General features: G+C 48.6%; 20 protein-coding genes and 1 pseudogene. 6 read left to right on the top strand and 15 right to left on the bottom strand.

All coding sequences use genetic code 11. The features are described 5' to 3' along the window. Window positions 1-368: 368 nt before the first annotated feature. Window positions 369-1,592, bottom strand: a complete 1,224-nt coding sequence (locus L2713_RS13420; protein WP_248968232.1) for an ISL3-like element ISShes3 family transposase — start codon at window positions 1,590-1,592, stop codon at window positions 369-371. A 93-nt stretch (window positions 1,593-1,685) separates the two neighbouring features. On the opposite strand from L2713_RS13420, the pseudogene L2713_RS13415 reads away from it, so the two are divergent. Continuing rightward, window positions 1,686-2,644: pseudogene (locus tag L2713_RS13415) on the top strand (integron integrase). A gap of 251 nt (window positions 2,645-2,895) precedes the next feature. Here L2713_RS13415 and L2713_RS13410 read toward each other — a convergent pair. The 6 genes from L2713_RS13410 to L2713_RS13385 all read right to left on the bottom strand — a co-directional run bounded on the left by L2713_RS13410 (window position 2,896) and on the right by L2713_RS13385 (window position 13,307). Beyond that, window positions 2,896-3,333: a hypothetical protein gene (locus tag L2713_RS13410; protein WP_248968231.1), complete on the bottom strand. Its 438-nt coding sequence runs from the start codon at window positions 3,331-3,333 to the stop codon at window positions 2,896-2,898. Between the two features lie 170 nt (window positions 3,334-3,503). Next, on the bottom strand, window positions 3,504-3,782 hold the full coding sequence (locus L2713_RS13405; RefSeq protein ID WP_011627235.1) for a peptidylprolyl isomerase: 279 nt from the start codon (window positions 3,780-3,782) through the stop codon (window positions 3,504-3,506). 77 nt (window positions 3,783-3,859) lie between these two features. Continuing rightward, window positions 3,860-6,154, bottom strand: coding sequence for a penicillin-binding protein 1B (gene mrcB, locus L2713_RS13400; protein ID WP_248968230.1), 2,295 nt, complete (start codon window positions 6,152-6,154; stop codon window positions 3,860-3,862). 77 nt (window positions 6,155-6,231) lie between these two features. After that, a complete protein-coding gene (gene hrpB / locus L2713_RS13395) occupies window positions 6,232-8,739 on the bottom strand; it encodes an ATP-dependent helicase HrpB (RefSeq protein WP_248968229.1) in 2,508 nt (835 codons plus the stop codon). Between the two features lie 169 nt (window positions 8,740-8,908). Continuing rightward, window positions 8,909-10,915, bottom strand: a complete 2,007-nt coding sequence (locus L2713_RS13390) for a TonB-dependent copper receptor (RefSeq protein ID WP_248968228.1) — start codon at window positions 10,913-10,915, stop codon at window positions 8,909-8,911. A 205-nt stretch (window positions 10,916-11,120) separates the two neighbouring features. Then, complete coding sequence (locus L2713_RS13385) at window positions 11,121-13,307, bottom strand: putative bifunctional diguanylate cyclase/phosphodiesterase (RefSeq protein WP_011621420.1); 2,187 nt, start codon at window positions 13,305-13,307, stop codon at window positions 11,121-11,123. Between the two features lie 169 nt (window positions 13,308-13,476). Between L2713_RS13385 and thpR the strand changes: the two genes are divergently transcribed. After that, complete coding sequence (gene thpR / locus L2713_RS13380; protein WP_248968227.1) at window positions 13,477-14,049, top strand: RNA 2',3'-cyclic phosphodiesterase; 573 nt, start codon at window positions 13,477-13,479, stop codon at window positions 14,047-14,049. A 134-nt stretch (window positions 14,050-14,183) separates the two neighbouring features. On the opposite strand, the gene L2713_RS13375 is transcribed toward thpR, so the two are convergent. Further along, entirely contained in the window at window positions 14,184-14,963 is a 780-nt protein-coding gene (locus L2713_RS13375) for a tetratricopeptide repeat protein (protein WP_089068514.1), read from the bottom strand. Between the two features lie 422 nt (window positions 14,964-15,385). On the opposite strand from L2713_RS13375, the gene crp reads away from it, so the two are divergent. From crp to L2713_RS13355, 4 genes are all read left to right on the top strand, one after another. After that, window positions 15,386-16,021 (top strand): cAMP-activated global transcriptional regulator CRP, encoded by a 636-nt coding sequence (gene crp / locus L2713_RS13370; protein ID WP_011070954.1) that lies wholly within the window; start codon window positions 15,386-15,388, stop codon window positions 16,019-16,021. An 82-nt stretch (window positions 16,022-16,103) separates the two neighbouring features. Then, window positions 16,104-16,451, top strand: coding sequence for a PepSY domain-containing protein (locus tag L2713_RS13365; protein ID WP_011621417.1), 348 nt, complete (start codon window positions 16,104-16,106; stop codon window positions 16,449-16,451). Next, entirely contained in the window at window positions 16,432-17,106 is a 675-nt protein-coding gene (locus tag L2713_RS13360; protein ID WP_011621416.1) for a response regulator transcription factor, read from the top strand. Before L2713_RS13365 ends, L2713_RS13360 begins: the two co-directional genes overlap by 20 nt. Further along, the gene (locus tag L2713_RS13355) at window positions 17,103-18,431 is read left to right on the top strand and encodes an ATP-binding protein (RefSeq protein WP_248968226.1); all 1,329 of its coding nucleotides are present in this window, start codon (window positions 17,103-17,105) and stop codon (window positions 18,429-18,431) included. Before L2713_RS13360 ends, L2713_RS13355 begins: the two co-directional genes overlap by 4 nt. Window positions 18,432-18,563: 132 nt before the next feature. Here L2713_RS13355 and tnpA read toward each other — a convergent pair whose 3' ends face one another. From tnpA to L2713_RS13320, 7 genes are all read right to left on the bottom strand, one after another. Continuing rightward, window positions 18,564-19,001 carry an IS200/IS605-like element ISShes4 family transposase gene (gene tnpA / locus L2713_RS13350; RefSeq protein ID WP_011623097.1) on the bottom strand — a complete coding sequence of 146 codons (438 nt, stop codon included), beginning with the start codon at window positions 18,999-19,001 and terminating at the stop codon, window positions 18,564-18,566. A gap of 181 nt (window positions 19,002-19,182) precedes the next feature. Further along, a complete protein-coding gene (locus L2713_RS13345; protein ID WP_248968225.1) occupies window positions 19,183-19,986 on the bottom strand; it encodes a DUF1338 domain-containing protein in 804 nt (267 codons plus the stop codon). 164 nt (window positions 19,987-20,150) lie between these two features. Continuing rightward, on the bottom strand, window positions 20,151-21,614 hold the full coding sequence (gene astD / locus L2713_RS13340; protein ID WP_248968224.1) for a succinylglutamate-semialdehyde dehydrogenase: 1,464 nt from the start codon (window positions 21,612-21,614) through the stop codon (window positions 20,151-20,153). Window positions 21,615-21,623: 9 nt separating this feature from the next. Then, window positions 21,624-22,643: an arginine N-succinyltransferase gene (gene astA, locus L2713_RS13335; RefSeq protein WP_248968223.1), complete on the bottom strand. Its 1,020-nt coding sequence runs from the start codon at window positions 22,641-22,643 to the stop codon at window positions 21,624-21,626. 127 nt (window positions 22,644-22,770) lie between these two features. Beyond that, on the bottom strand, window positions 22,771-23,988 hold the full coding sequence (locus tag L2713_RS13330) for an aspartate aminotransferase family protein (RefSeq protein ID WP_248968222.1): 1,218 nt from the start codon (window positions 23,986-23,988) through the stop codon (window positions 22,771-22,773). A gap of 308 nt (window positions 23,989-24,296) precedes the next feature. Next, entirely contained in the window at window positions 24,297-25,208 is a 912-nt protein-coding gene (locus tag L2713_RS13325; protein ID WP_248968221.1) for an alpha/beta hydrolase, read from the bottom strand. Window positions 25,209-25,263: 55 nt separating this feature from the next. Then, complete coding sequence (locus tag L2713_RS13320) at window positions 25,264-26,409, bottom strand: HDOD domain-containing protein (RefSeq protein ID WP_248968220.1); 1,146 nt, start codon at window positions 26,407-26,409, stop codon at window positions 25,264-25,266. Between the last annotated feature and the right edge of the window lie 195 nt (window positions 26,410-26,604).

Here is a 26,604-nt window from a genome sequence, read left to right as displayed (position 1 = left end):
GATCAATTCCGATTGTATAAATATCACTCATGACGGTCTCCTTTTAAACTGACTTCCTCAGTATAGAAGGGGTGTCCATTTCATTATTTTATTAGTGCGCATGCGCGTTTACCTCGTTTGACCAGTAAAAACGCGCACAGTTAACTACTTGTATTGCAAATAACTTATCAGCTTCTCTTTAAATATACTATCTGGAAAAACGCGCATGCGCGTTTTCCAAACCTATTATATCAAATCGCAAGCACATAACTGATTGAAATAAAATAATTATATAAATTAGTCAGAGTACAAACGCGCAAAATTTTTCCACTATTTTCCTTGATATCCGGGAATTTTAAACAATACTGTATAAAATAGGCTTTTCGCTGTTATTGGTGGAACCCCATATCCAGCTTTCCAAAGTGAAAGAGGATAGCACGTTGAAATCGCTCTGAATTTCGATACCCCATAGCCTTTACTCTGAGCTGTCTAACTTGGCTATTGATTGCTTCTGCCAAACCGTTTGATAGACCAAAGCGCATGGCATTAAGTATGCCCCAGAGTTTGTTCTCGATTGTATCTGCTACCGCCATTAAGAGTTTGAGACCGCTGGCTTTAGCTAAAGCTATCCAATCTTTCCATCGCTGCTTTGTTCCTCGAACACTATTGCCATGCCAGATGTTCCGAGCCTGCTCTTTAAAATACCATGCAAGAGCCGTATTCATCATTGCCGGGATGAGTCTATTGACCCTCTCTCGGTCGGGTTCGCTGAGATTATCTCGTCGCTTTAACCAGTAAAAACGTGTGCGATGTGCCTCTTGCCGCATTGACGGCGCCAACCTGAATAACTCGTCTTTGCGGATCCGGTTAACCGCCTCCGTTAGCATCTTGGCTACATGGAAGTGATCAAATGCGATTTTCCTCTCTGCATTGGGCAGCGCTTTCTTTGCTGCTTTAATGTAAGCAGGGCTCATATCCATACAGATAGACTGAGTTTGACGTAATGCATCTGCAGGCAGCTGTGTTAGGCAGGCATCAAAACTTGCAGCTGAACGTCCCTCTGAAACCGCTAAAACTTGTCCTTCATGATTAGAGAGCAGCGTGACATATTCATGCCCCTTTTTAAGAGCGGTTTCATCGACCAATAAATAATCGGTATTAATCAGTTTGCGTTTTGCCAGTCCACGATAAACAGCGCGCGCCATAATCCTATCTATGGCTCCCCAGCTCAGTTTAAAGAACCGACTGACGGCATTAAGAGAACTCATCGCAAGCAAGGTTAATACACGCATCTCAAACAATTCAGTGTAACGACTGCTGCCACTGGCCCATGGGACTTGGAGGGTTTGATAACCGTGTGAGGTACAGTGTACTCGTGGCACGTTAGCTTGAATGAGCGTTTGATACTGGCAGGTATCCAAGTGACGCCATTTTCGTAAACGGGAATCGTAATGGCGACTCGCATTGTGGCATATAGGGCATTTAAAGCCTGCTTGAGAAGCGTAGGCGATGGTAACAATTATGCTCTGACGTGGTTCATCGAGTTGAACTCTGGATACGACCCAAGGTGCCTTTAGCCCCAAGATTTGTTGATATAAAGCAGCTTCACTCATCACTGAAATTTAAGAGGAATTTGGCTAGAACTATACCTACTCCACCAATAACAACGAAGAGCCATAAAACAGTATTTAAGAGCGAGGGTTATCATGAGTCTAAAAAGCCCATTTCTAAGCGGCCTTCAAGAAGAAATGCGTATGCGTGGTTACAGTATTAGAACGGAAAAACCTATCTCTATTGGATCAAGGCCTTTATTAACTTTCACAACAAGCGTCACCCTGAAACAATGGGAACGGAAGAAGTTACACAATTTTTAACCTTCCTTGCCAATCAACGAAATGTGGCCATCAACACACAAAAAATTGCACTTAACGCATTAGCCTATTTGTATCAGAAGCATTTGCACCATGAGCTTGGGGATTTAGGTTTTTGCTATGCCACTAAACAGAGACATTTACCGACAGTGTTATCCCCATCAGAAATCTCACTAATACTAAATGAACTTGATGGCCGCGATAGGCTAATAATAGAACTACTCTATGGTAGTGGACTAAGAGTTTCAGAATGCCTCAGGTTACGTATCCAAGATATTGATATTGAGAGCGCTTCGCTGACCGTGAGAGACGGTAAAGGACATAAAGATAGGCAAACCATCCTCAACCATAGATGTGCAGAAAAGCTCACTACATATATTAAAAAGGCAATTAAAATTCAACAGAATGATAACCAGCAAGGGATAGGCCCATCTCTGCCAAATGCATTAGAACGTAAGTATCCAAATGCGTTTAGGCAACACGGGTGGATGTTTATTTTCCCTTCCAGCACAACCTGTATCAATCCTTATACAGGAACACTTTGCAGGCATCATTTACATCAAAGTGTTATTCGTAAAGCGCTCGGGAATGCCGTGCGTAATATTCAAATGAATAAACGCGTCACCTGCCATACGTTTAGGCATAGCTTCGCAACCCATTTACTTCAAGCTGGTCGTGATATAAGAAGTGTTCAAGAGTTACTGGGCAACAATGACGTTAGTACCACACAAATCTATACACATGTACTTGGCCAACATTTTGCGGGAACAACTAGCACGTTAGACACATTATAAATGTCAGAGTCCTTTTGTAACTCTGTAGCATTACTAAAATTGAGTCAACATACTGATGTTAAAGTGAGCTAGATACTACTTTGCTAACGAGGAATGGGGCAAAAACACATTAGTTTTTACTCTAAGTCGTTGGCTTTAGCTTTAGACTTTTATGGATAACATCCACACTTAGGGGTAAGAATATGAGCCGTATTCGCCAAGCGGCCCCATATTTTGTCCCTGCGTTCGAAGGGAGCGACTAGATCAGATTGTTAGCTTTTGGCTGGTCCCAAATAATCAAACAAGCGGTTCCTTTGCTCTTTATTTAACGCGTAGTAACTAAACTCTATATGTTCGCCGTTAGCCTCTAATAGCTGTATTTTCTTTGGATACTGCGAGGTAACTTTATAGCCACAATATGAAGCTTTATCTATCTTCTGGACTTCTTCATAGGTCGAAACAAGAATTTTCTGGTCGTCTATTGTGATTGAAAATGAATCAATTTTTGAATTCCCAGTGTTGAAGATAAGTAACCATACGGGAATGAGAATATTCAAAGCTAGAAAAACAATAAACATCAGCAAAAAAGTATATCGGTCTGTGTCTGAACCAATGATGGTGAGTAATCCTAATTGTGGGAGGAGTAGTGTCAACGCAGTCTTATAGAGCCTGTCGAGAATGCTCTGCAAATTTGTTTGTTTTAAATCCATTTATACATACCAGAAGCTAACGTCTTATTAGTGCGTATGCGCGTTTATCCCGTGAGAACATTGGAAACGCGCACTATGAACTATTTTTTGAAAATAAGCGTTTAGATTGGTGTTGAGATGCAGTTTAATGCGTCGATAAGTAGCTTATTGACTCAATCAACGCAACCTGATTAAGTGCGATACAGCACCTTCACTACATGCCAACCAAACTTGGTTTTGACGAGATGTGGCACCAGCAGTTCACCGGAGAAAGCGACTTTATCGAACTGCGGCACCATTTGCCCACGCTTAAATTCACCGAGATCACCGCCCTTTTTCGCCGACGGGCATGAGGAATAGCGCTTGGCTAACGCGCCAAAATTCGCGCCTTTATTCAATTGCTTAATAATATCTTCCGCCTGCTCTTTGTGTTTAACAAGGATATGCACTGCGGCTGCGGTTTTATACATCTGGTACTCTCTTTTTAAAAGACAGCGGTGCCATTTTGCTGCACCGCTGTTATCGCTTTACCTATCAAGAATAAGTATTACTGACCTAAAATCTTCTGCCACCACTGCAACGGCTCGCCGCAGTTTTTCGCAGGATTATAGGTACCTCTAAGGGCTGGCAATGCCTCGGTATTGCGGCATCCCGCCTCCTTAGCTTCACCGGTATCACGGTCAAAGTAACCTTGGATCACGCCCGTTGGCGGAATCGAGCGCAGCCCAATCGGTGGACGCTCCTTCAAGAAGGCTTGATACACCGCCATGGCGCCACTGCTACCGTAGAGGCTGGTCTTGCCGTTATCGTCGCGTCCGACCCAAATCGCCGCGACGTTACGCTCGTCAAAACCGGCGAACCAAGAGTCGCGGCTATCGTTACTGGTACCGGTTTTACCCGCCAGCGCCACACCGGGGAAGGCATTGCCTAAGCGCGTTGCTGTACCCGAGCGTACCACTTGCTGCATGGCATATTGCACCAAGAAATCAGTATCCGGCGTAATAGCTTGTTCCTTCGGTGAGCGAGTCACTGGCAACGGCTGATTGTGACTATCGAGCACCGCCGTCACTGTAGTGAGTTTACGATAGGCGCCACTATCGGCCAGTGTCTGATAAACCTGCGCCACCATTAACGGCGAGCCATTCACGGCGCCCAGTAGCATAGACGGGTATTCGTTAAGCGGATCTTGCCAGCCAGATTTAGCCAGCGTGGTTGCCACCGCATCCACCCCCACGGCAATCCCGAGGTTCACCGTAGGTACGTTCATCGACTTTTTCAGTGCCGTTAACAAGGAGACTTGTCCGCTAAACTTCTTATCAAAGTTCTGCGGTGACCAGGTTTTACCCTGCTCATTCTTTAGGGTAATCGGCTGATCTTTAAGTGGCGAAGCCAAGGTAAACTGGCTATTCGGTGCCAATGCGGTCGCATACACAAATGGCTTGATGAGCGAGCCAATGGGTCGGCGGATCTCAACCGCGCGGTTATAACCGTCAAAGCCAGGCGTCTTATCACCCACCATAGCCGCGATACCACCAGTGTATTTATCCGTCACGACCATACCAATCTGCAACGACTTATTGCCTTTATCTAAGCTCTTAAAGGTTTGAGTCACGGCGATTTCGGCGGCTTCCTGCGCCATTGGATCGAGTGTGGTGTAAATCTTCACCCCAGATTGTTTTAGTAACGCATCGCCATAACGCTCGTTAAGCTCTTGTTTAACCAAGGCATAGAATGCAGGTAATTTTTGATGCACTGGTTTATTGGGATTACGTAAGCCTAGGGGCGACTCTACCGCGACCTTGTATTGCGCGGTGCTCAGCTCACCCGACTCCATCAAGAGACGCAGCACTAAATCGCGACGCTCTTGGCTGCGCTCAGGATAACGCCATGGGTTGTAATAGGAAGGCCCCTTAATCGCCGCCACTAAAAACGCTTGCTGCGCCGTGGTTAGCTCGCCGATGGGTCGACCAAAATAGAACTGTGAAGCCAGCCCCATACCATGCACGGCGCGGGATTTATCTTGCCCCATATACACTTCGTTGAGGTAGGCCTCGAGGATTTCTTCCTTGCTGTAACGAAAATCGATAATCACCGCCATTAAGGCTTCGCGAATTTTACGCAGCAAAGAGCGCTCGCTTGAGAGGAAGAAGTTTTTCGCCAACTGCTGGGTCAGTGTCGAACCGCCCTGTACGGTACGACCCGCACTGATATTCACAAAAGCGGCGCGCAGAATCGCGAAGGGGTTGACCCCATGGTGTTCGTAAAAACTGCGGTCTTCCACCAGCAGCAAGGCTTTTACAATCGCCTTAGGCATTTCTTCTGTAGGGACAAACAATCTGTCTTCGCCGTCCCCCGCAATAATGCGGTCAAGCAAGACGGGCTCTAAATGGAATACCGCCAACTGGCGCTTATCTGACATACGTGCAATCGAGCTGATCCCATCGCTGTCGAAGCTAATCATCACCCGCTGCTCAGCTTGATCGCCCTCGGGATGTAAGAAGGGACGACGCCATAATTCGATTTTGGTGCTGGATGCAGAGAACTCACCGACCTCACGGGGATTGGCGACTTTGCGATAGCCCAAGAGTTTGAGTTCGGCCATTAACTGTGGATGACTCACGGCAGCGCCGGGATATAAGGCCATCGAGCGGCTAAATACCTGCGCGGGTAAGTGCCATTTTTGCCCCTCAAACTTGCGGGCAATAATTTGATCGAGGTAAATACTGTAGAAGGTCACAACGGCTAGGCCGATTAAGGCTAGTTTCCAAGTGAGCGACCAAATTTGCCCAAACAGGCCACGGCTGCGCTTCGCTTTCGCTTTTTTTGTCGTCTTAGTTGTCATATCTACTTCATCATTTATGCGTTAACGGCATCAGTCACAGGCACAACACAAGGTTGTAAATCAAAGCAGTCTAAAGGCTATGACTGAGATAAACCTAAGGTTTTCTTCTTGGTAAATTTTGTGGGCTGCGTATTGGCAGGGTCGTCCGGCCACAGGTGTTTAGGATAACGCCCACGCATTTCTTTTTTCACTTCCACATAGGGTCCTTGCCAAAAACTGGCGAGATCCGCTGTTAGAGCCAAGGGGCGCTGCGCCGGTGACAGCAATTCCATCGTCACCTTAAGCTTACCTTGGGCCAGTAGCGGGCTGTCTGCCATGCCAAAGGTTTCCTGCAAACGTACCCGCAGCAAGGCTCGCCCCGAGGCATCGTACAATATCGGCGCAAAGGTGCCCGTGGCTAACGGCCATGAGGTGGGCAGCAGCGCATCGAGTGCCTGTTGCTGTGACCAAGTTAATTGGTTTACCAGCAAACTAAAGCAATCGAGTTTTTGTAATTGCGGCAGATTATTCACATTTTCAAGGTAGGGCGCCAGCCATGTTTCAAGGTTTGCCAGCAGCGCGGTATCGCTCATATCCGGCCAATCAGCATTCGGATCTAAATCGCGCGCTAACTGTAATCGAACCTGAAACTGCGCTAAGTTATCGTGCCAATTGAGGATTTGTAACCCCTGCTGGCGAATGTAACTCAGTAATGCCGCTACAATTTGGCCGCGATTCGGATTAGCGATAGCCTCTGATTTCAGTAAAATCTGCCCGACTTTGGTTTGGCGTTCGGCCACCGCGCGGCCTTTAGCTTCATCCCAACCACATTGATCATGACGCTCCACCAGCTCGGCCAATTCCTCGTCGAACAGACTTGGCGATAATGGACTGGCGAGATAAATCCGCCCGGCATTCTTGCCTTCGGTTTCTTGAAAATCTGCCACCACCAGCCAAGGCGTTTGCGCTAAGGCATCTTCGGCGTTGAGCACCACACCCGTTCCATTGGCCAATTGATACCCCTCAACGCCACGGGATTTGGCAATGCGATCGGGATAAGCCAGCGCCAACAGCAAACCGACATCCTGATGATGGGCATGGGAGGCGACGGCCACTAAATCGGCCTGAGTAAATTGCTTATCTAGCGCCAGCTTTTTAAGCCATTGTTTGGCCTGCTGCCCCGCACTGCCTTGGGTGGCAAAGTGCAGATAATTCATGATATCGGCGCCTTTGCGCGGCAATCCCCGCGCCTCTAAAATCCCCGCCAGTAAACAGGCTAAGGCCGCCAGTTGATGTTCATCGCGAGATTTGGCCACCAATAACATATGGGCGAGGCGCGGATGACACCCCAGCTCATAAGCCGCTTTGCCATGCGCAGTCAGCTTGTTTTGTTCATCGACCATGCCTAAACGCTGGAGCAGTTGCCAAGCTAATGCCTCGTTCACCGTGGGCGGCGCAGTCAATAACAGTAAGTCGCTGAAGGATTTCGCGCCCCAGTAGGCACAGTCGTGGGCCATGGCGACTAAGTCGGCTTGGCTGATTTCGGGCTCATCGGCCTTGAGCAGACGTTGATGCTCCTCTTGGCCCCATAAACGGATGCACTCGCCCGCTGCCAAACGCCCCGCACGGCCAGCACGCTGGGTTGCCGAGGCTTGGCTGATGCGCTTAAGGCTTAAACGTGTCACCCCAGTTTTAGGATTAAAGCTGGCTTGGCGTTTATAACCGCTGTCGATAACCAGGCCAATGCCCTCGATGGTCAAGCTCGACTCGGCCACGTTGGTTGAGAGCACAATTTTGCGCCTGCTGCTGTCGGCCTTTATCGCCCTGTCTTGTTCCTGCGCCGATAGCTCGCCATAGAGTGGGCACACCGTCACGCGACTGTTATAGAGGCGCTCTTCTAGATACTGCGCCACTCTAAGGATTTCGGCTTTACCGGGCAAAAACACCAAAATATCCTGTGGCCCCTTATCGCCTACGGATATCGCGGCATCGAGCACAACGCGGCTCAGATGATCGAGCCAATGCTGCTGCCCAGCAACGGGGCGATAGCGAATGTCGACCGGGAAACTGCGCCCTTCACTCTGTAGCAAGGCGGCATCGGGCATCAACTCAGCCAATGTCAGGCCAGATAAGGTTGCCGACATGGCGAGGATTTTTAAGTCATCCCGTAGTGAGCTTTGCACTTCGAGCGCCAAGGCTAAACCGAGATCTGTGGTCAAATGCCGCTCGTGGATCTCATCGAAAATGATCATCTCGATGCCTGTTAATTCAGGATCTTGCTGGATCATGCGAGTTAAAATCCCTTCGGTGACAATCTCAAGTCGAGTCTCACCACTGACCTTTGACTCGCCGCGCACGCGATAACCTACCTCTTGCCCTACCGCCTGCTGCCGACAACTGGCAATAAATTGCGCCACGCTACGGGCAGCCACACGTCGAGGTTCCAGCATTAAAATCCGCCCAGAAATCTCAGGCCAATCCAGCATGGCTAAGGGCAATGCGGTCGATTTACCCGCACCCGTTGGCGCTTCGAGGATCACTTGCGCATGTTTCGCAAAGGCATCGCGCAGGGATGGCAATAAGGAATGAATGGGTAGATTGTTCAATGCAACAGTATCAACAGATAAAAATGATGGGGAAGTTTAACATAGGCCTTAGGCAGTGTCCCTCCCGCGGCCTTAGCTTTGATACGTCACAGTTTGGCATTGGCTTGCTAAAAATAGCATCGCCCCGACAGCAAGACTCTCGGGGCGCCAATAGCACAAATAAGCCGAGTTAGAACTGATAGGTCAGCTTAGCCCACAGATTACGGCCCGGCTCATTGACCCTAAACATGGCCTCACTGCCCGGCAGATCGTTCCCCGTACCCGCCTTACTCACATGCTCGGCATAGGCAGTATCAAACAGGTTTTCGACACCCAAAATTAAGGATAAATCCTTGTTATACGACCAAGAAGCATTGAGCGCCAAAGTACCAAAACCGCTGCTTGGGCCTAAGTCTTGTCCCACAATATTGCCATGACCTAAGGTGTAACGGTCTTGCGCGGCCACCACTCGCCACTGCGCCGCCATGGTCCAACTTTGCCATTGGTAGTTAACGGTTAATCTGGCCTCTAGCGGCGATATTTGCCCAAGCGCGACCTTGTCGGTATCGTTTTCGCCATGGGTATAACTCACCGTGAGTTGGCTCGACCATTGCTCATTCAGCGCATAATCTAGGCTGGCCTCACCGCCGTAGAGGCTCGCATCGATATTACGGGCAAGGGTGGCTTGGCCGCTGGAATCAATCAGGATATAGTCCGCAATCTCACCATAGAAGAGTGACACCGAAGCCTCGACAGGCCCCTGATAAATCCAACCTATATCGAACTGATTGGTGGTTTCCGCTTTCAGGTCAAAGGCTTTTTGTGCAGGATTATCGGCGCTAGCCTTCATAATCTCCCAATAATCCGGCATCCGCTGCGCCGAGCCAAAGCCTGCATAATATTGGTGCTGCGCGGTTTGAAACTCATAACGCAGGTATCCACTGTAGAGGGTATCGTCCCGCTCGCCCTGCTGAGCAATCAAGAGCTCGCTATTCCAGTCGTCTAGCCTCAATCCTGCGTGCAAGCTACTGCTGCCTAGGTCGCTCTCTTCAAAACGATAGCGGGACTCGGCAAACAGCCCATAGTTTTGATAGCGCATATCCTCTTTAAAGGGCTTATTAAGCAGGTCATTTAGCCCGACATCGCCGGGCGCCATGCTGCGACCATCGTGTTTGCTCGACATATAATCCAGCCCCAGTGTTAATTCGAGGGCATCGAGTGGCGCTAACTCGAACCACAAATGGCCGCCCTCCGTCATCCGCCGCACATTGGCACCTGAATTAACCCCTTCATCGAACCTATCCATAATGTGGTCGTTTTTATTGCTAAAGGCTTGCAGTTCGACCGCCGTTAACCAGCTCGATTCAAACTCGTGTTGTAGCAGTAGCGCCGCATCACGATTATCGATTTGACGCGCCTTATTTAACCTGTCGGCATACTCGGCTTCGCCGCTCGACTCACCGTAGGCTAACTCAAGCACCGTGCGCTCTGTCGGTGTCCACCCCAAGGCGAGATTGGCGTTTTGTCGGTCATAACTCGACTGTACTTTATTGCCGTTTCCGTCTTCATAATGGTCACTACTGGATTGATTCATATCGAAATCAAGGTAGTAATTCTTATCCCCAGCACTCAGCTCCACCATGGCATCTCGCCTATCGAAACTGCCGCCCGTCGCGCTGGCCCGGCCTTCAAGATCCGCCTGGTTAAAGCGATGGCGATTTTTCTCAAATAGAATTGTGCCCGCAGTGCCGACAGGGCCGTACTTCACCGTCTGTGGCCCTTTGATTACCGTTATCTGATCGTAGCTTTCGGGGTAAATATAGTTTGTCGGTGGGTCCATACGTCCACCACAGGCGCCATACACATGCTGACCATCATCGACTATGTTTAAGCGCGAGCCGCCCAGCCCCCGAAACATGGGATCGCCACCGGAGCCGCCCTTGCGGGTGATGTTAAATCCGGGGATCGAACGTAAAAATCCCGAGCCATCATAGGCAGGCAATGGCAAACGGTTCTGTTTAGGATCGCTCACTAGATGAACAGGTTGGCGCATCACATCGCCAGATACCCGCAGATAATCGTTACATTTTTTATCTTCACCACAATCGCTCGCCTCAGAAGACCAGCCTAATTGAGGTACAGCGGTGCCCAGCACACCCGCTAAAATAACGGCTAATTTGATAGGTTGATACAGCACGATATTCCCCTACATATTGTTTTTAATGATTTTTGTGGGGGTATTGTTGTTACTGGCGAGGGAAGCGCAATCAAAACTCGGCTGGGCGCGACAATCTGTCGCAGCCCAAATTGCGAGGGATCACAATTAAATAAATAGTGGTAAATGAGTCGCTTAGCCGTTAAGAATTGCAGATTTGCGAAAACTCAGCGCAAGATAACCTAAGTTAGCGTAGCCAAGGTTCGGCCAAGCCAGAGGTTAAGGTCAGTAACGGCATAGGCTTGTTGATGGCATAACCCTGGGCATAATCCACGCCTAGGCTTTTTAACTTAGTGGCAATTTCGGTGGATTCAACAAACTCCGCCACCACATCGAAGCCCATATCTTGCCCTAACTGGCAAATGGCTTTGATGATGGCTTGGTCGGCCTCATCCTCACACAGGTTAATCACAAACTGGCCGTCGATTTTGACATAATCCACGTTCAAGCGTTTAAGGTAGGCAAAGCTTGAGAACCCCGCGCCAAAGTCATCCAACGCGAGTTGACAGTTTAATGGCCTCAGCACTTCAATCAATTTAGTGGCCTGATCTAATTGGCTCACCGCGGCAGTTTCGGTGATCTCAATGCAGAGCTTATCCACCAGCTCAGGTTCGGTCATCAGGCGCATTTCGAGCCAATTCATAAACTCGCTGTCACCTAACGAGGTCGCCGACAGGTTGACCGAGACCAACTCCAGCTGTTGCCAAATATCCAAATGGCTACTGCCCCACTTCAGCAGATTATCGATCACCCACAGGTCGACCTTGGCCGCCAAGTTGTAACGCTCCGCTGCGGGGAGAAAGATCGCCGGCGAAACAATAGTGCCATTGGCCTGCACCATCCGCAGCAGCACCTCTAAATGCAGGCCGGATTCTTCGCGACTTAACGGGGCAATGCTTTGGAAATACAGCTCAAATTGATTTAGCGCGAGGGCGCTGACGATATCGACTGAGGCCATCATCTCGGTATAGAGGCGGGTCATTTTAGGATCTTTGGCACTGTACAAGTGCCAGCCATTGCGGCCCTTATCCTTGGCGAGACGACAGGCCGCATCGGCCTGACTCATCACAGTGTAAATATCCGTCGCAGACTTCTCGAGCTTAGCGATCCCCATGCTGACACTGACATTGTGGCAACGGTTTTCCCAAATAAACTCGTGGGTCGCTAACTGAGTGCAGATCCGATTAGCGATATGCTGCGCCGAATCCACATTGCAATAATGCATTAAAATCCCAAACTCATCGCCGCCCAAACGCGCGACAATATCGCCCTTACGCACCAATTGCTTGAGACGTAATGCAAGCTGGCACAATAACTTATCACCGGCCTGATGACCGCTCACATTGTTGATCACCTGAAACTGATCGACATCGATAAAGGCAACGCAGGTCGGCATCTCATCTTTGGTTTGCAGCAGGTTTTCGAGCAAGGCCTCAAAATGCAGCCGATTCGGTAACCCCGTCAAAGCATCATAATTGGCATGGAAGGACAGCTCATCGGCGAGGCGATATTTTTCACTAACATCCTCGGCAATCATCACTAGGGTGTCTTTATTGCCGTGAATTTGGCTAAAGCTCAGCCTCAGCCAATCCAACTGCAGGTTAGATTTTAAGGGTAACTCACACCAAGCTTGCCCCAATACGCCTTCGCGCACCATGTGTAGCGTGTCGGTGAGCATGGCATGCTCCTCTTCGCGCACCATGCTAAATAAATCGTATCCATGCTGCACTGGCAGGGTTTGCAACGCGACTTTATTCAGCATGGTCAGTTGGTTCTGTTTATCGAGCAGCGCGCAGGCTAAAGGCAGTTGATTAAAGACTTCGCGATATTTGTGCTCACTGGCCAACATATCGTGGGCGATACGGGTCAGTTCCATCGCCGAGCCAATCATCACGGCGGCATGTTGAAACTCCCGAATAAACTCCGCACTCCATTCACAACATTCGGAACAATTGACTGCGCCGAGGGCGATACGGGTTTCGCCAAACACCACAGGCGGTAACACCAATAGGCTTTTAACGTTCCAATCACGAAGTAACGCCCGCTCCGCTTGAGCCTCCGCGGGCAAGGTATCGACATCGGGAAGATTCAGCAGTGTGGGGGTTCTCACTAAGGAGCGAAAAAACGGCATACGCGCGAGCGGCCAGACCCGTGTCTGTTGGCCCTGACTAAATTGCGGTTTTAAGTACAGATTACGGGTACGTAGATGGTCTAAGGCTAAACTGCCCGTCAGCACAAATACGCCATCACAATGCAACTGCAGCGTGATGGCCTCTAGGGCTTGATCAACATTTTGCTCTAGGGTTTCTAGCGGCGTTTCGCTAAAAATTGTCACTAATGCCTGTTGGAGTGGATTTGCTAAACCATCTGACATGAAAAGGGATTTCCTTACCTACAATTCCATTTAAGGTATTATTTCTACACTGACCTCGGATAAACTCAAGCCGTCGAAGTCCATCATGGGACTAGCGCAGAAATGTCTGTATTACCAAACAAAAGCATAGCTTATGTTTGGCATTTGAGCAGGTGATGGAGATAAACAGGTGTTACAACGACTCTTCCTTGGGTTTGCCCCCACAAGCATACAGCGGCAACAACTGCTGCAATTGCAGCAAAGCTTGGCGCCGCATTTAGTGCCACATGCTAAACCCGTCATCCAAAGCAATTTACACTTAACCCTCGCGTTTTTAGGACTCGCCAATCCGACTCAAGTGGCGCAGTTGCTCGACGGTGTCGATAAGCTGGCTAAACCAAGATTCAGTGTCACGCTGGATAACATCGCCGTGTGGCCTAAGGCGCAGATCTGTTGTTTAAAGGGCGATAGCATCAGTCCTGAGTTAGCCCTCTTAGCATCACAGGCACAGGATTTAGCCCAACAGTTACAGTTGCACCTGAGTGAGCATCCGTTTCGGCCCCATATCAGCTTGTTTAGAAAGGCAAAGCCGTCAGGCATCTTGGCGAGTGAGCTAACGCTTAAGGAGTTGGTACAGCAGAACGTCATCCAAGCTTCGATGCTTGAACTCACGCTCGCACCCGAGGAGCTGCATTTGTATCTTTCCGCCAGTGGCGGACGCGGTGTGGAATATCAAATCTTACATTCTTGGCCGCTCGCATAAACCCAATCCGCTAACGCGAATAAACGATGCACTAGAAGTAATCAGTAAAAATAATCCTTAAAAAAACAATCAGCCCGAGCATGGCTCGGGCTGATAACAAAACCACAAAACCGATAACAAAACCACAGACGAGGTTAATCGAGTAAACGCAAGGTCTCACGGTAAGCGCGCTTTTGCTCATAACTGTGCAGGCGCTGCTGAAACTCGTCGGTCTTGGTGGCTTCGGCCGTCATCTTTAAGGCGGCTATCGCTTTTTGCTGGGTCGATACCGCGGCGCCAAAATCACCGACTTCGGCATAGGCGGCCGCCAAGTTATCGAGGTTGGTAGGGTCGTTCTCGTTCACTTTCAGCAGCTGCAAGGATAATTCGAGTGCTTTATTACCATCGCGATATTCGGCTTCGGGACAAGTCGCTAAAATCCACGCCACATTGCCAAGGGCAACATCATCCCCCACTCGGGTAAATTGCTCCACGGCTTTACCGCAGTTACGCTCAATGCCATCGCCACCCGAGGCATAAATAAAGCCTAAACGGAACTGCGCCCAGCGATTACCACGCTCGCCCATATCCTTATACCAACGTTCGGCCACGGCTAAGTCACGCTTTACTAGCTGCCCCTCAAAGGAGAGATCCGCTAAGGTTTGCTGCGCCTTTTCGTGTTGCTGCTCGGCGGCAAGGGTCATCCAATGCAATCCGGTCGGCACTTCTTGCTGTACATAACGTCCAGAGAGAAACATCAGTCCCAGTAAAAATTGTGCGTCGGCATCGCCCTGCTCGGCCTGCACTTGAATGTGCACAAATTTACTTGCCGCAACTTCATTGGCTGGCTGTGGAATAGAAAATGCGTGCGCGGCAGCACTCATCCCTAGGGATAAAGTGAATCCGGCGCCTAAAACCCATTGTCTGTATTTCACCTGGTAACCTCTTTACGAAAAACAACCGCGCCCTCAAGTTAGCCTGAATTATTCCCATAAGTCGAGCCTAAATCGGCGTAATCGAACCTATATTAAATAGAAATAACCCTTAAGGGGCAGCAATTATCCCATTCCTTTGATTCATTAGTCGCAATTGAGGTTATTTTCTTCGCAAAAAACCTTAAAAGCCTTTATAAGATGTGATTAACTCTACAGAGTTAAGTGAATCCAGTGAGTTTGGCACCGATTTAGTTGACTAATATCACTAAAGTAGCAAAATAAGCTCTAATTTTAGGTGGTTAATTGCATTTATTCACTCATTCTAAACTAAGAGGTGTATCAAGTTTTTATGAGTGTAATTGACGTAAAATGCTTATTTAGAATATTCTTACTTTCGTTTTAATCAATCGAGGAACATCGACATGGCTCTGATTGGTAAGCCAAAACCAGACCCAACTTTGGAATGGTTTTTATCACACTGTCACATTCACAAGTATCCCGCTAAAAGCACCTTGATCCATGCTGGTGAAGACTCAGATACCCTTTATTACATCGTAAAAGGTTCTGTAGCGGTATTGATTAAAGATGAAGAAGGTAAGGAGATGATCCTTTCTTATCTTAATCAAGGCGACTTTATCGGTGAGTTAGGATTGTTCGAAGAACAAGCTGAACGTACTGCTTGGGTTCGTGCGAAACAAGCATGTGAAATTGCTGAAATCTCTTACAAGAAGTTCAAGCAGTTAATTCAAGTTAACCCCGAAATTCTGATGAAGCTATCGGCTCAAATGGCATACCGCCTACAAAGCACTAGCCAGAAAGTGGGTAATTTAGCGTTCCTCGATGTGGCTGGCCGTATTGCCCAGACATTGTTGCACTTAGCTAAACAACCCGATGCCATGACTCACCCAGACGGCATGCAAATTAAGATCACTCGCCAAGAAATTGGCCAGATCGTCGGTTGCTCCCGCGAAACTGTGGGTCGTATCTTAAAGATGCTTGAAGAGCAGAATTTGATCCAAGCACACGGTAAAACCATTGTGGTATATGGTACCCGTTAAGATAGACTTCAGCTTGATTTAAGCCTGTTTCATTAAAGTGGCCTAGCATAAAATCTAGGCCATTTTTTATTGGGGAGCATAAATGAAACGGCTGTTTTTTATCTGTTTTTTCAGTCTGTTTACGCTGGTGCATCCAACAATAATTCACGCCGAACCGATTGAATTAGAACATTATCAAGCCAAGGCTTTAGTCAATTCCGGGCAAATTTTATCACTCAATGGCACCCTTGCCGTGGTGAATCAATTTTGCCAAGGCGAACTAATTGACGCCCATCTCTATCAAGAAGATCATAAATGGCGCTATGATTTACAAATCAAAGTGCAACGCGGCCAAATAGTGAATCTGAGTATTGATGCCACCAATGGTCAACTCGAACACTCCACCGCACTACCGAGCGAATGTCGAAAACATGAAACTGCTACTCGTTGAAGATAATCCGATGTTGGTCTCCGAACTGGAGAAGCAACTCAAACAGGCTGGCTACGTTACCGATATTACTGACAAAGCAGTTGAAGCCGATTACCTCGTTAAAGAAACCCAATACGACTGCGTGATCTTAGATATTGGCCTCCCCGACGGCAATGGACTGGAATTGCTCGAAGGCTGGCGTAATCAAGGCATTAGCACACCGGTTATCATGCTAACGGCCCGCAGCCAATGGCATGAAAAGGTCGAAGGCTTTAATGCTGGCGCCGATGATTATTTAGGTAAACCCTTCCATGCACAGGAATTACTGGCGCGTATCCAAGCACTTATCCACCGCGCGCACGGCCGATTAAATAATCCCAGCAAACAGTTGAGCTATGGTGGCGTCACCTTAGATGAAGCCGAGCAGACGGTGAGCGTTGGCGAACATTTATATGAGTTGACCGCCATGGAGTTCAGGCTGTTAAAAATCTTCCTCATGTCGCCTAAGAAGCTGTTATCTAAGGCACAACTGACGGACAAGCTCTATCAGTTTGACGATGAGAAAGAGAGTAACGTGGTTGAAGTTTACGTGACTCATCTGCGTAAAAAACTCGGCAAAACCGCGATTGAAACCCGCCGCGGCCAAGGTTATATCTTCCACGGCCTGACTGCATGATCTCCATTCGCACTAAGCTCAGTTTATGGTTAACGAGCTTATTAGTGTTAGGCACAGTGATTGGACTCATATTGTTTGAGTCCATGCTGCGCCAAGCGTTTCACGACTCCATTATCAACCGCTTAGAAGAAGATCTTGAGCACATCATGTTGGCGACCCATATCAATAATGGGGAGATCAATATCGATCAGAGCCAACTGTCGAGCTTCTACCGCCCCGCCTATTCGGGGCGTTATTTCCAGCTCAACCTGCCCAATGAAGTGATCCGTTCCCGCTCCCTGTGGGACATGCAGCTCGATATCGAACCTTTAGCGCCAAACCAGACCCGTGTTTGGCAGGCAAAAGGGCCGAAAAACAATGATATGCAGCTATTATCCCTAGGGCTAAACTCCAGCAGCGCCAATGTCACCGCCACCCTAACGGTAGCGCAGGATTTGAGTATCGGCCGGCGCGTGTTTAGTGAGGTCTATGGCACTAAGCTTGGGATTAACCTCGCCATGTTAGTAGCCATGATCGCGGGGATCTTCTTGCTCCTGCGTCAATCCTTTAAACCGGTAAAACAGATCCAGCACGCGCTCTCCCGCCTGCAGGAAGGCGAGATTAACGCCTTAGAGCTGAATAACATTCCGCCCGAAGTGCAACCGCTGGCGAAGACCTACAACGAATTATTGGAATACACCGCCAAGCAAATTGAGCGTAGTCGCAATAACTTAGGCAACTTAAGCCATGGGCTAAAAACCCCACTGGCGGTGATGCAACAACAGGTTGAAGCCTTGGGGCTTAAAGATCCCGATACCGCCATGGCGCTGCAACAGCAACTCGACGCTATCCATAAAATGGTCGAGCGTAAACTTGCGGCGGCGCGGATCACCGGCGATATGTTACCTGCCGCCCAGCTAGTCGTGCCGAGGGATCTCCACAGCCTTGCCAATACCCTCAACAAAGTGCATAGAAGCAAAAGCATCAATTGCGACTTTGAACTCGACCCCAGTATCCAGCGCCTGCCCATCCATAGGGAAGATGGTATGGAGCTCTTAGGGAATCTGCTAGATAACGCCTTTAAATGGGCGGGCAGCCAAGTCGCGGTCAAACTGTGGAAAACGCAAAACAAACTCTGCCTTAGCATAGATGATGATGGCCCAGGCGTTGCAGACGACGAACTCGATAAACTCACCCAAAGGGGCACACGCCTCGATGAATCCGTTATGGGCCATGGCCTAGGGTTATCGATAGTGAAAGAGATTGCCGAGCAATATGGCATTGAGCTTAAGTTTAAGCACAGCAGCCACTTATCTGGCCTCAGTATTGAACTAGTCTTTGGCTAATGAGTGCTTAGCTAACGAGTGCTTAGCGAGCCAACTATTTGCTCTGAGTGTTGCTCTAGAGCCGCCAGTAAAGAATCCGCCTTCTTAGAAGGCGGCTTTGATTTGCCCCTGGAAGGGGCTATTTCCTTACACCTACTTCATCTGTAGCGACAATTGAGCATCATGCTCTAGATCTTGCTTATCTTGATGGCGAACATAGCGTCTTATGATTTCCTCATTTACGCCTACCGTATCAACAAAATAACCCCTCGCCCAAAAGCTATTTCCCCATAACTTCTTGCGAACATGAGGGAATTTGTTAAAAAGCCTTATTGCGCTCCTACCCTTCAATATCCCCATTAATGTGGATACTGACAACTTTGGCGGAATTATCACGACTAGATGCACATGATCTATCTGGACGTTTAATTCTAAGACCTCACAACTTTTCATATTGCATAGAATATAAATCGACCTGTAGAGCTCTTTACCAAGGTTACCTTTTAGAATTTTGAATCTGTACTTAGGCGTCCAAACGATATGATATTTACAACGCCAGTAAACATGTGATGAACTTCTGTAATCGCCCATGTTTCTCGTTTCCTCTTACTTGTGGTGAATAAGAAGGTCTCTTTTAACATGGGCGTTATTCAGGCTATAGCCTTAAGGGACAATCACCACCGCCAGAGGCGGTGGTTTTGGGATGACAATAAAAAACGCCATCGAACGATGGCGTTTTTGTTTAAGATAAGTCAGCAACCGCCTTAATTCATTAGGCTTTTTTCGCGTTGGTGCTCTCAAAAATCTTATCGGCTGATGCGGCCACGAATCCAGTGTACAGCTCGCCATTCGCCTTGGGGTAACGCAGGGCAAATTCATAGAAGCAGCTTGGGATCTCAACTGTTGCATCGCTAAATTCTACGGCGATTTTATCGGCCATGGTCGATGACTGTTCCAGTAACACCTCTGGCGAACCTTTGATTTCGCCACCTGAACTATTGAGCACAAAGCCCGCTTGCTTTAGCGCCTCATTCACAGACTCTAATGTATCGAAGCCCTCGAGGTGATTGATAGAGACTGTAAAATGGTTGGCGCGGTAACCAAAGGCCGCCACCCAAGCCGCATATTCACTCTCTTCGAGCAGCGTCTCATAGGTCTTAGCATCCAGTGACCAATGGCGACCCGAATAGATAAAGTTATCCGCTTTAGTTGCTTGCTCATCCACTTGGGCAATTAAGCCTTGGATAGTGCTTTGCAGTGATGGACTAAATTCTTCCACCAATAACTCAGAAATAAACACCTTAGGTTGAGTCGCATCTGGGTGCTCAAAATGCTTAGCCACCAGCTTTTTCTGTTCAAACTTATAATCACCACAAGCCACATAACCTAAAGAGGTAAAGTGCTCGGCCAATACGGCTAAATTCACCTTAGCGATGTTAAAAGTACGCAGGGCGATATGGTCGTTGATAATCGGCTTACCGTGACCGAGTAGCTCGTGCACCTTGGCCGCAGATGGGGTCATTTTAATATAGTCTTGCCAAAGGGCGGCAAATAACGCATTGATATCTGTGTGCATAAAAACTCCTTTTATTGTGCTGCGACTATAGTGCGTATTGTTTTGCCGCTCGCACTCAATGTAACGACCCTAGCCACTTGCTGCACAACGGCGCTCAGTAGCAGCCCAAGTAACGTTACTGCTTGTGATGAAAAAGGAAGAACCTAGGTTCTTCCTCAATGATGTCACTCTAAACTTAACCCTGGACTTAAACTTGCGGGTAGGCTCACCACATCCGCCTCAACGGAGGCAACGGGATACGCACAGTAATCGGCGGCATAAAATGCACTCGCCCTGTGGTTACCCGAAGCGCCTACGCCACCAAAGGGCGCAGCACCCGAAGCACCAGTGATCTGCTTGTTCCAGTTCACAATCCCCGCACGAATGCGGGCGAGGAAATACTCATAATCCTCACGGCTATCGGCCAAGATACCTGCGGATAAGCCATAACGGGTTTGGTTAGCAAGCTTAATCGCCTGGTCAAAATCGCTGTAGCGCACTAATTGCAGCAATGGCCCGAAGTATTCCTCATCGGGTAACTCGCTCACCGCAGTCACATCGATAAGCCCGGGTGAGACTAAACCCGTTCCCGCCTGCAAATGAGTGAGTTCAACCAGCGACACGCCGCCTAAGCTCTGCAAGTTAGCCTGCGCCGCGACCATACCTTTCGCTGCGCCTTCGGAAATCATTGAGCCCATAAATGGCTGTGGCTGCGCGTTCCAAGGACCGACTTTAATCTGCTTCACCGCTTCAACCAGCTTGGCGACTAAGGCATCGCCCTGCTCGCCTTGCTCAACATAAAGCCTGCGGGCACAGGTACAACGCTGGCCAGAAGATATATAAGCCGATTGCAGAATATCGTGCACTGCCGCTTTAATATCGGCGACGCCTTTAATAATCAGCGGGTTATTACCGCCCATTTCTAAGGCGAGGATCTTACCCGGATGACCCGCATATTGCTGATGCAACAGGTGACCGGTGCGAGAGCTGCCGGTAAAGAATAAGCCGTCAAGTTGTGGGTGCGACGCCAGCGCCTTACCCGTATCGACTTCACCTTGCACTAAATTGATAACGCCCGCGGGCAGACCCGCTTTTTCCCACAGAGAGACCATTAACTCGGCCACTTTTGGGGTTAATTCTGAGGGCTTAAACACCACGGTATTGCCCGCAAGCAGCGCTGGCACTATATGACCATTGGGTAAATGTCCAGGGAAGTTATAAGGCCCAAACACAGCAACCACACCGTGCGGCTTATGGCGCAGTACCGCACGCCCTGCTGGCGTGTCATTGGCCTCAGTGCCGGTACGCTTGTTGTAAGCTGTGGCCGACAGGCCAATCTTACCAATCATGGCAGCGACTTCAGTTGCCGTTTCCCATTGAGGTTTACCGGTTTCTTGAGCGATCGTTTCGGCTAATTCGGCTTTGTTCGCTTCAAGTTGGCTGCGATAGGCTTCGACTATCTTTAAACGCGCATCAAAACCTAACATAAACCAATCGAACTGAGCTTCACGGGCGGCATCGACGGCGGCGTTGACTTGCTCAGCCGTTGCCGTTTGGCCGCGCCAAATGATTTCGCTATTTGCTGGGTTGCTAGAGGTCACATCATGACCCTTGCCAGCTTGCCACTGGCCTTTAATAAAATGTGTCATTTGCTATTCCTACATTGCCAAAATACGGATTTGATCGCCTTTTGCGAGTAACAAACCCTCGGCGAGTTCTGGACTAATTACCACCTGCTCAGTTTTGTCATCGACAGCAAGACAAGCGGAGGTCGCACGGTAATTGGCTAATTGAGTGTTAGAGACAATAAATTGCTTATCGGATTCAGGCATTTCACCAATATCTACGGTCAGCAGACGGCTCTCTCGCACGGCGCGGATATCCGTGAGACGGCACTCCACCGTTGGACCGCCATCGAAAATATCCACATAACCACGGCATCTAAAGCCTTCCGCCTGCAACAAACTTAGGGCCGGACGCGTATTGGTGTGTACTTCGCCAATCACTTTTTGCGCTTCTTCGGGCAGCAGGCAAACATACACAGGGTTGCGGGGCATCATCTCCGCCATAAAGGCTTTTTTGCCTAGACCCGACAAGTAATCTGCCTGAATAAAATCAATGCCTAAGAAGTTTTTCTGCAACCAGCAGTAGAAGGGAGAATTGCCATCGGAATCACTCACGCCACGCATTTCGGCAATCACTGTCTCACCAAAGCGTTTAGCGTGTTGTGCCAAAAACAGAAAACGACTGCGGGACAACATCCGGCCATTGTTCCCTTTGCGATAACCCTCACGCAAAAACAGGGTACAAAGTTCGGCGGCGCCAGTGTAATCGTGGCACAGGGTTAAGGTTTCCACCTCGTTGCGAACTTCGATTTGCTCAGAATGATAGACCTCTGTCCCGAGGCGATAGTGGTAGAAGGCATCTTCCATACCCACGGCGGCTTCAATGGCACAGGTACCGACCACTTCACGGGTCGCGGTATTCTCGAGCACCATCAAATAGCCTTCATCGAAGGGCTTATCAATCACCTTAACGAATGAGGCTTCTGCGCGGGCAATTTTATGCCTAAGCAAATCGGCATTGACTGGCAATGAGGTAAAGCCATGGCCAGATTCTTCGGCGATTTGATATAGAGATTCAAAATCGCCTGCCTGAATAGGACGTATGATTAACATCTTAGTGTCTCCTCACTTAAGCTTGCTGTGCAACAAGGCGCCTATCTTGAAAAAGACAGGATGGATGCACGCAAGTATTCCCTGACAAAAAAGGAGTGCGAATAAGATTCAGCACTCCTTTGGTCGCTTAGGCAGCAGCGATGCTCGCCACAGCACGCTCAAAACGTGCTAGGCCTTCTGCAATATCTGCCTCAGGGATCACCAGTGAAGGAGCAAAACGTACCACGTTAGCACCCGCCATCAGGCTCATTAAGCCTTCAGCAACAGACGCTACTAAAAAGTCACGTGAACGACCTTGGTACTGTTCGTTTAGAACCGCCCCTAACAGCAAGCCTTTACCGCGAATTTCAGAGAAAACATGATATTTTTCATTAATTTTGTTCAGACCATCGCGTAATAACTGCTCGCGATGTTTCACACCATTCAAGACTTCTGGTGTGTTAACCACGTCTAATACCGCGTTACCGATAGCACAAGCTAATGGGTTACCACCGTAGGTTGAACCGTGAGTACCCACTTTCAGGTGCTCAGCAATTTCAGCGGTAGTCAGCATAGCAGCGATAGGGAAACCGCCGCCCAGCGCTTTAGCAGTGGTCAGGATATCCGGCACTATGTCGGTGCCCATGTAAGCGTAGAGTTCACCAGTACGGCCGACACCAGTTTGTACTTCGTCGAAAATCACCAGTGCGTTGTGCTTGTTGGCCAGTTCGCGAACCGCTTTTAAGAATGCAGGATCGGCATCGATAATACCACCCTCACCCTGCAGTGGCTCAAGCATAATGGCGCAGGTTTTATCCGACACGGCCGCTTCTAATACCGCAACATCGTTATAAGGTAAGTGGGTGATGCTTTGTGGTTTTGGACCAAAACCATCTGAATAGGCCGCTTGACCGCCAACGCTCACGGTGAAGAAAGTACGACCGTGGAAGGCTTTATCGAAGGCGATGATTTCATCTTTCTCTACGCCGAATTTTTCTAAGGCGTAACGACGGGCTAATTTCAGTGCCGCTTCGTTGGCTTCGGCACCAGAGTTAGCAAAATACACACGCTCAGCAAACGTGCTGTTAACCAACTTAGTTGCAAGCTCAAGCGCTGGCTCGTTGGTCATCACGTTAGACAGGTGCCATAATTTTTCGCCTTGCGTTTTTAAGGCATTCACTAAGGCGGGATGACAGTGACCTAAGCAATTTACCGCGATACCACCGGCAAAATCGATAAACTCGTTACCCTCTTGATCCCATACTCGGCTTCCTTCGCCACGTACAGGGATCACGGCAGCAGGCGCATAGTTAGGCACCATAACCGCATCAAACTGGGCACGATTCAACTTCATATCAACGCTCATTCTTCTTCATCCTTTGTTTAAATGTAACGGCCTCGGGAGCCGTCTGAGTCCCCAACGTATCTTTATCTTGAGTTAGTGATACAGGGTATGCTTGTGTCTATTAATAGCCATTATTAGCGAAATTGTGATCAAAATACCAGTTTTTCACAAACAACATTCGCCATGCTTTGGGTCAAAGTGCATAAAGATTGTAGTTTAAGAACTATACAAGCGTTTACGCCAGAGGCCTTTAGCATATTTAGTCAGAAAAAAAGTTATTTACCCCTATTTTTGCTAGCTATTCACTGAATATGAATAACTACACAATTTTAACGAATCAGCTGTGAAAGCACAAAATCTGCAATTTGCTCCCTCGCCTCAATCGCTTCTGGCAACAGATGGAACAGGGGAAAAACATGGGGCATGTTGTGATAAAAACGCGATTCTACCGTGCCACCACAGGCCTTAATTTGCATAACCAGTCGTTCTGAGTCCTGTAAAAGCAACTCGCGCGTACCGGCAATCACTAAGAGTGGTGGCAAGTCAGCCAAGTTCCCCTGCAAAGGCGAAACCCGTTCAGACATAGGATCCGCCCCAGCAAGATAAGCACCGCGCAGCCGCAAAAGCGACTCAATGGTAAAGAACGGATCATCCGCCCCTAAAATCAGCTCGGTATCGCCGGTAATGGCTAAATCGAGCGCGGGTGACAACAATACACAGGCTTTAGGCATGGGCAGATGGCGCTTTTTCAGTTCGAGCAACAGACTCAAGGCTAAATTACCGCCGGCAGAATCGCCCATCAACACCAGATTATCGCTGCCTTTCAACTCAATTAAGTGCAGGTAAGCCTCGAGCACATCGTCACAGGGCGCGGGATACGGATGCTCCGGCGCTAAACGATAATCTGGGATAAACGTATCGAGGCGACAACGCTCACTGATATCGGCCACCAGTCTCGCGTGGGCATGGGGAGTTTTAAAACAAAATCCGCCGCCACGAATGTAAAACAGATTGCCCAAACGCGGCGTGTCATTCAGCAGCACATAATGCAACAGCGTGGAATGTTGTAAGGGAATCGAGGCCGTAACGAGTTTTTCAGGCCACGGCAACCAGCGCTTATCCAGTTCTAATAAGCGTTGTCGCACTTGATTTAGGGGGAGTTTAGCCTTACCGCGGCTAATGGATGGCCGTGCCACATAGGATAAAATAGTATTTAATACAGATGCTTGCCAGCTTGGCATTTCCCGTCCTCCACATCAGTGCCGCAATAGGACACCGATGGGGACGGCGTGCAGATCACAGCAGATCCAACTTCCGATAATTCTGTGCTTTTAGGCGCAGCACTTCCTGTTCGCTCAACTCGTAATAATCGAACATTAAGCGTTTTTCCTGCGGCTCGATTTGGCGCATCTCCTCGAGCAACAGCACCTTAGCATAACAATTCGCCCGTGCCACTATAGCGGCAGGCATCGAGAGTTCGCGGTAAGTTAAGGTTTGGTCTAGTTCCTTTAACAACAGGGTTAAGGGGCTATGCTCAAATTTCAGTAACTCTAACAACTGCCAATTGAGTTTGTGCCCGTGAGCCAGCACTTGCTCAAATACCGCATTGGCCGGAAACTCAGTGGCAATCACCGCATCGTACACTTCTTTATCGCGACTCGAGCTGGCCTCACGGATCCAATTGCCCCAAGTTTTATCAAATAAACGCGCACTCAAGCTAAGCACAACCGACGTGCCTAACTGATTCATTAATGCACCACTATAAACTAAGGCTGAGTCAGTATTATGAAGCTGCGCTAACGCATTCGCTGCTATTCCGCTGACGATGCTATAGCGCCACAGCTTGCGGGTGGTCCAGAGTAACTTAGCGTTGCCACTGGGCAGCCAATTACGTAGGCAAAAATAAGGAATAATGGTGCGCAGGTTTTCGATGCCAATGTAATTCATCACTAATTTGATATCAGTGACGCGCACATCTGAACTTTGCGGACGCCGTGCCCGAAATGCCGGGCTATTGACCATATTGGTTAAATCGCGGCATAACCAGCTCAAATTACTGATTAAAGGTCTTAACCGCGTCGCATCTAGGTTTTTGGCCAGCAAAAGCTCGAGCAACAGGATCTGTGACTCGTTAATCTCCGACTTAGCCAGCACTAACTCTGGGGATGCCAGTTGATGCTCAATGGCATTATTGACTGTTTCGGTGAGTTGATTTGAGATGGCCTCAAAGACTTCACGGGCCTGAATTTGTTTGAGTAGCCGCGACAGAATCGCCTCTCGCTCGACATCGAGCTTATTGGCATCGGCTTCAAGCTCTCGGTCTAAATCATCCAATAAGGTAGGGCCGGCCTTTTGCTTACCGAGAATAAGTTGCTGATAGAGCCTATGCTCTATCTCTATAATTTTGCCGGGTCTAACGCCGCCCGCTACCGATATCGCCACAGTTTATCTTTCCTATCTCGCCCGTGCTAAGTGGCGCGCATACGCTAAAATCGTTAAAAACATGACAATTTCAGCATATAGGTTAAATCTTGGCAATAAGCAAACCGCTTACTATTTTACAGTCCAGATTGGATTCACAGACGCTGAAATCCACACAACAAAAAGGCCTCATATTGAGGCCTTCATATTGTCACG

It is taken from the genome of Shewanella seohaensis (assembly GCF_023283775.1).
In the GTDB taxonomy this organism is placed as follows: domain Bacteria; phylum Pseudomonadota; class Gammaproteobacteria; order Enterobacterales; family Shewanellaceae; genus Shewanella; species Shewanella seohaensis.
The sequence above is the reverse complement of the archived record's forward strand: the minus strand, read 5'-3'. Positions and strand labels throughout refer to the sequence as shown.

Excerpts from the sequence above, each read along its gene's own strand:
- mrcB (WP_248968230.1), bottom strand. The coding sequence starts at position 6,154 with ATGACAACTAAGACGACAAAAAAAGCGAAAGCGAAGCGCAGCCGTGGC.
- L2713_RS13345 (WP_248968225.1), bottom strand. The coding sequence starts at position 19,986 with ATGCACACAGATATCAATGCGTTATTTGCCGCCCTTTGGCAAGACTAT.
- tnpA (WP_011623097.1), bottom strand. The coding sequence starts at position 19,001 with ATGGGCGATTACAGAAGTTCATCACATGTTTACTGGCGTTGTAAATAT.
- L2713_RS13330 (WP_248968222.1), bottom strand. The coding sequence starts at position 23,988 with ATGAGCGTTGATATGAAGTTGAATCGTGCCCAGTTTGATGCGGTTATG.
- L2713_RS13385 (WP_011621420.1), bottom strand. The coding sequence starts at position 13,307 with ATGTCAGATGGTTTAGCAAATCCACTCCAACAGGCATTAGTGACAATT.
- astA (WP_248968223.1), bottom strand. The coding sequence starts at position 22,643 with ATGTTAATCATACGTCCTATTCAGGCAGGCGATTTTGAATCTCTATAT.
- crp (WP_011070954.1), top strand. The coding sequence starts at position 15,386 with ATGGCTCTGATTGGTAAGCCAAAACCAGACCCAACTTTGGAATGGTTT.
- L2713_RS13360 (WP_011621416.1), top strand. The coding sequence starts at position 16,432 with ATGAAACTGCTACTCGTTGAAGATAATCCGATGTTGGTCTCCGAACTG.
- L2713_RS13405 (WP_011627235.1), bottom strand. The coding sequence starts at position 3,782 with ATGTATAAAACCGCAGCCGCAGTGCATATCCTTGTTAAACACAAAGAG.
- L2713_RS13420 (WP_248968232.1), bottom strand. The coding sequence starts at position 1,592 with ATGAGTGAAGCTGCTTTATATCAACAAATCTTGGGGCTAAAGGCACCT.
- L2713_RS13355 (WP_248968226.1), top strand. The coding sequence starts at position 17,103 with ATGATCTCCATTCGCACTAAGCTCAGTTTATGGTTAACGAGCTTATTA.
- L2713_RS13365 (WP_011621417.1), top strand. The coding sequence starts at position 16,104 with ATGAAACGGCTGTTTTTTATCTGTTTTTTCAGTCTGTTTACGCTGGTG.
- L2713_RS13410 (WP_248968231.1), bottom strand. The coding sequence starts at position 3,333 with ATGGATTTAAAACAAACAAATTTGCAGAGCATTCTCGACAGGCTCTAT.
- astD (WP_248968224.1), bottom strand. The coding sequence starts at position 21,614 with ATGACACATTTTATTAAAGGCCAGTGGCAAGCTGGCAAGGGTCATGAT.
- L2713_RS13325 (WP_248968221.1), bottom strand. The coding sequence starts at position 25,208 with ATGCCAAGCTGGCAAGCATCTGTATTAAATACTATTTTATCCTATGTG.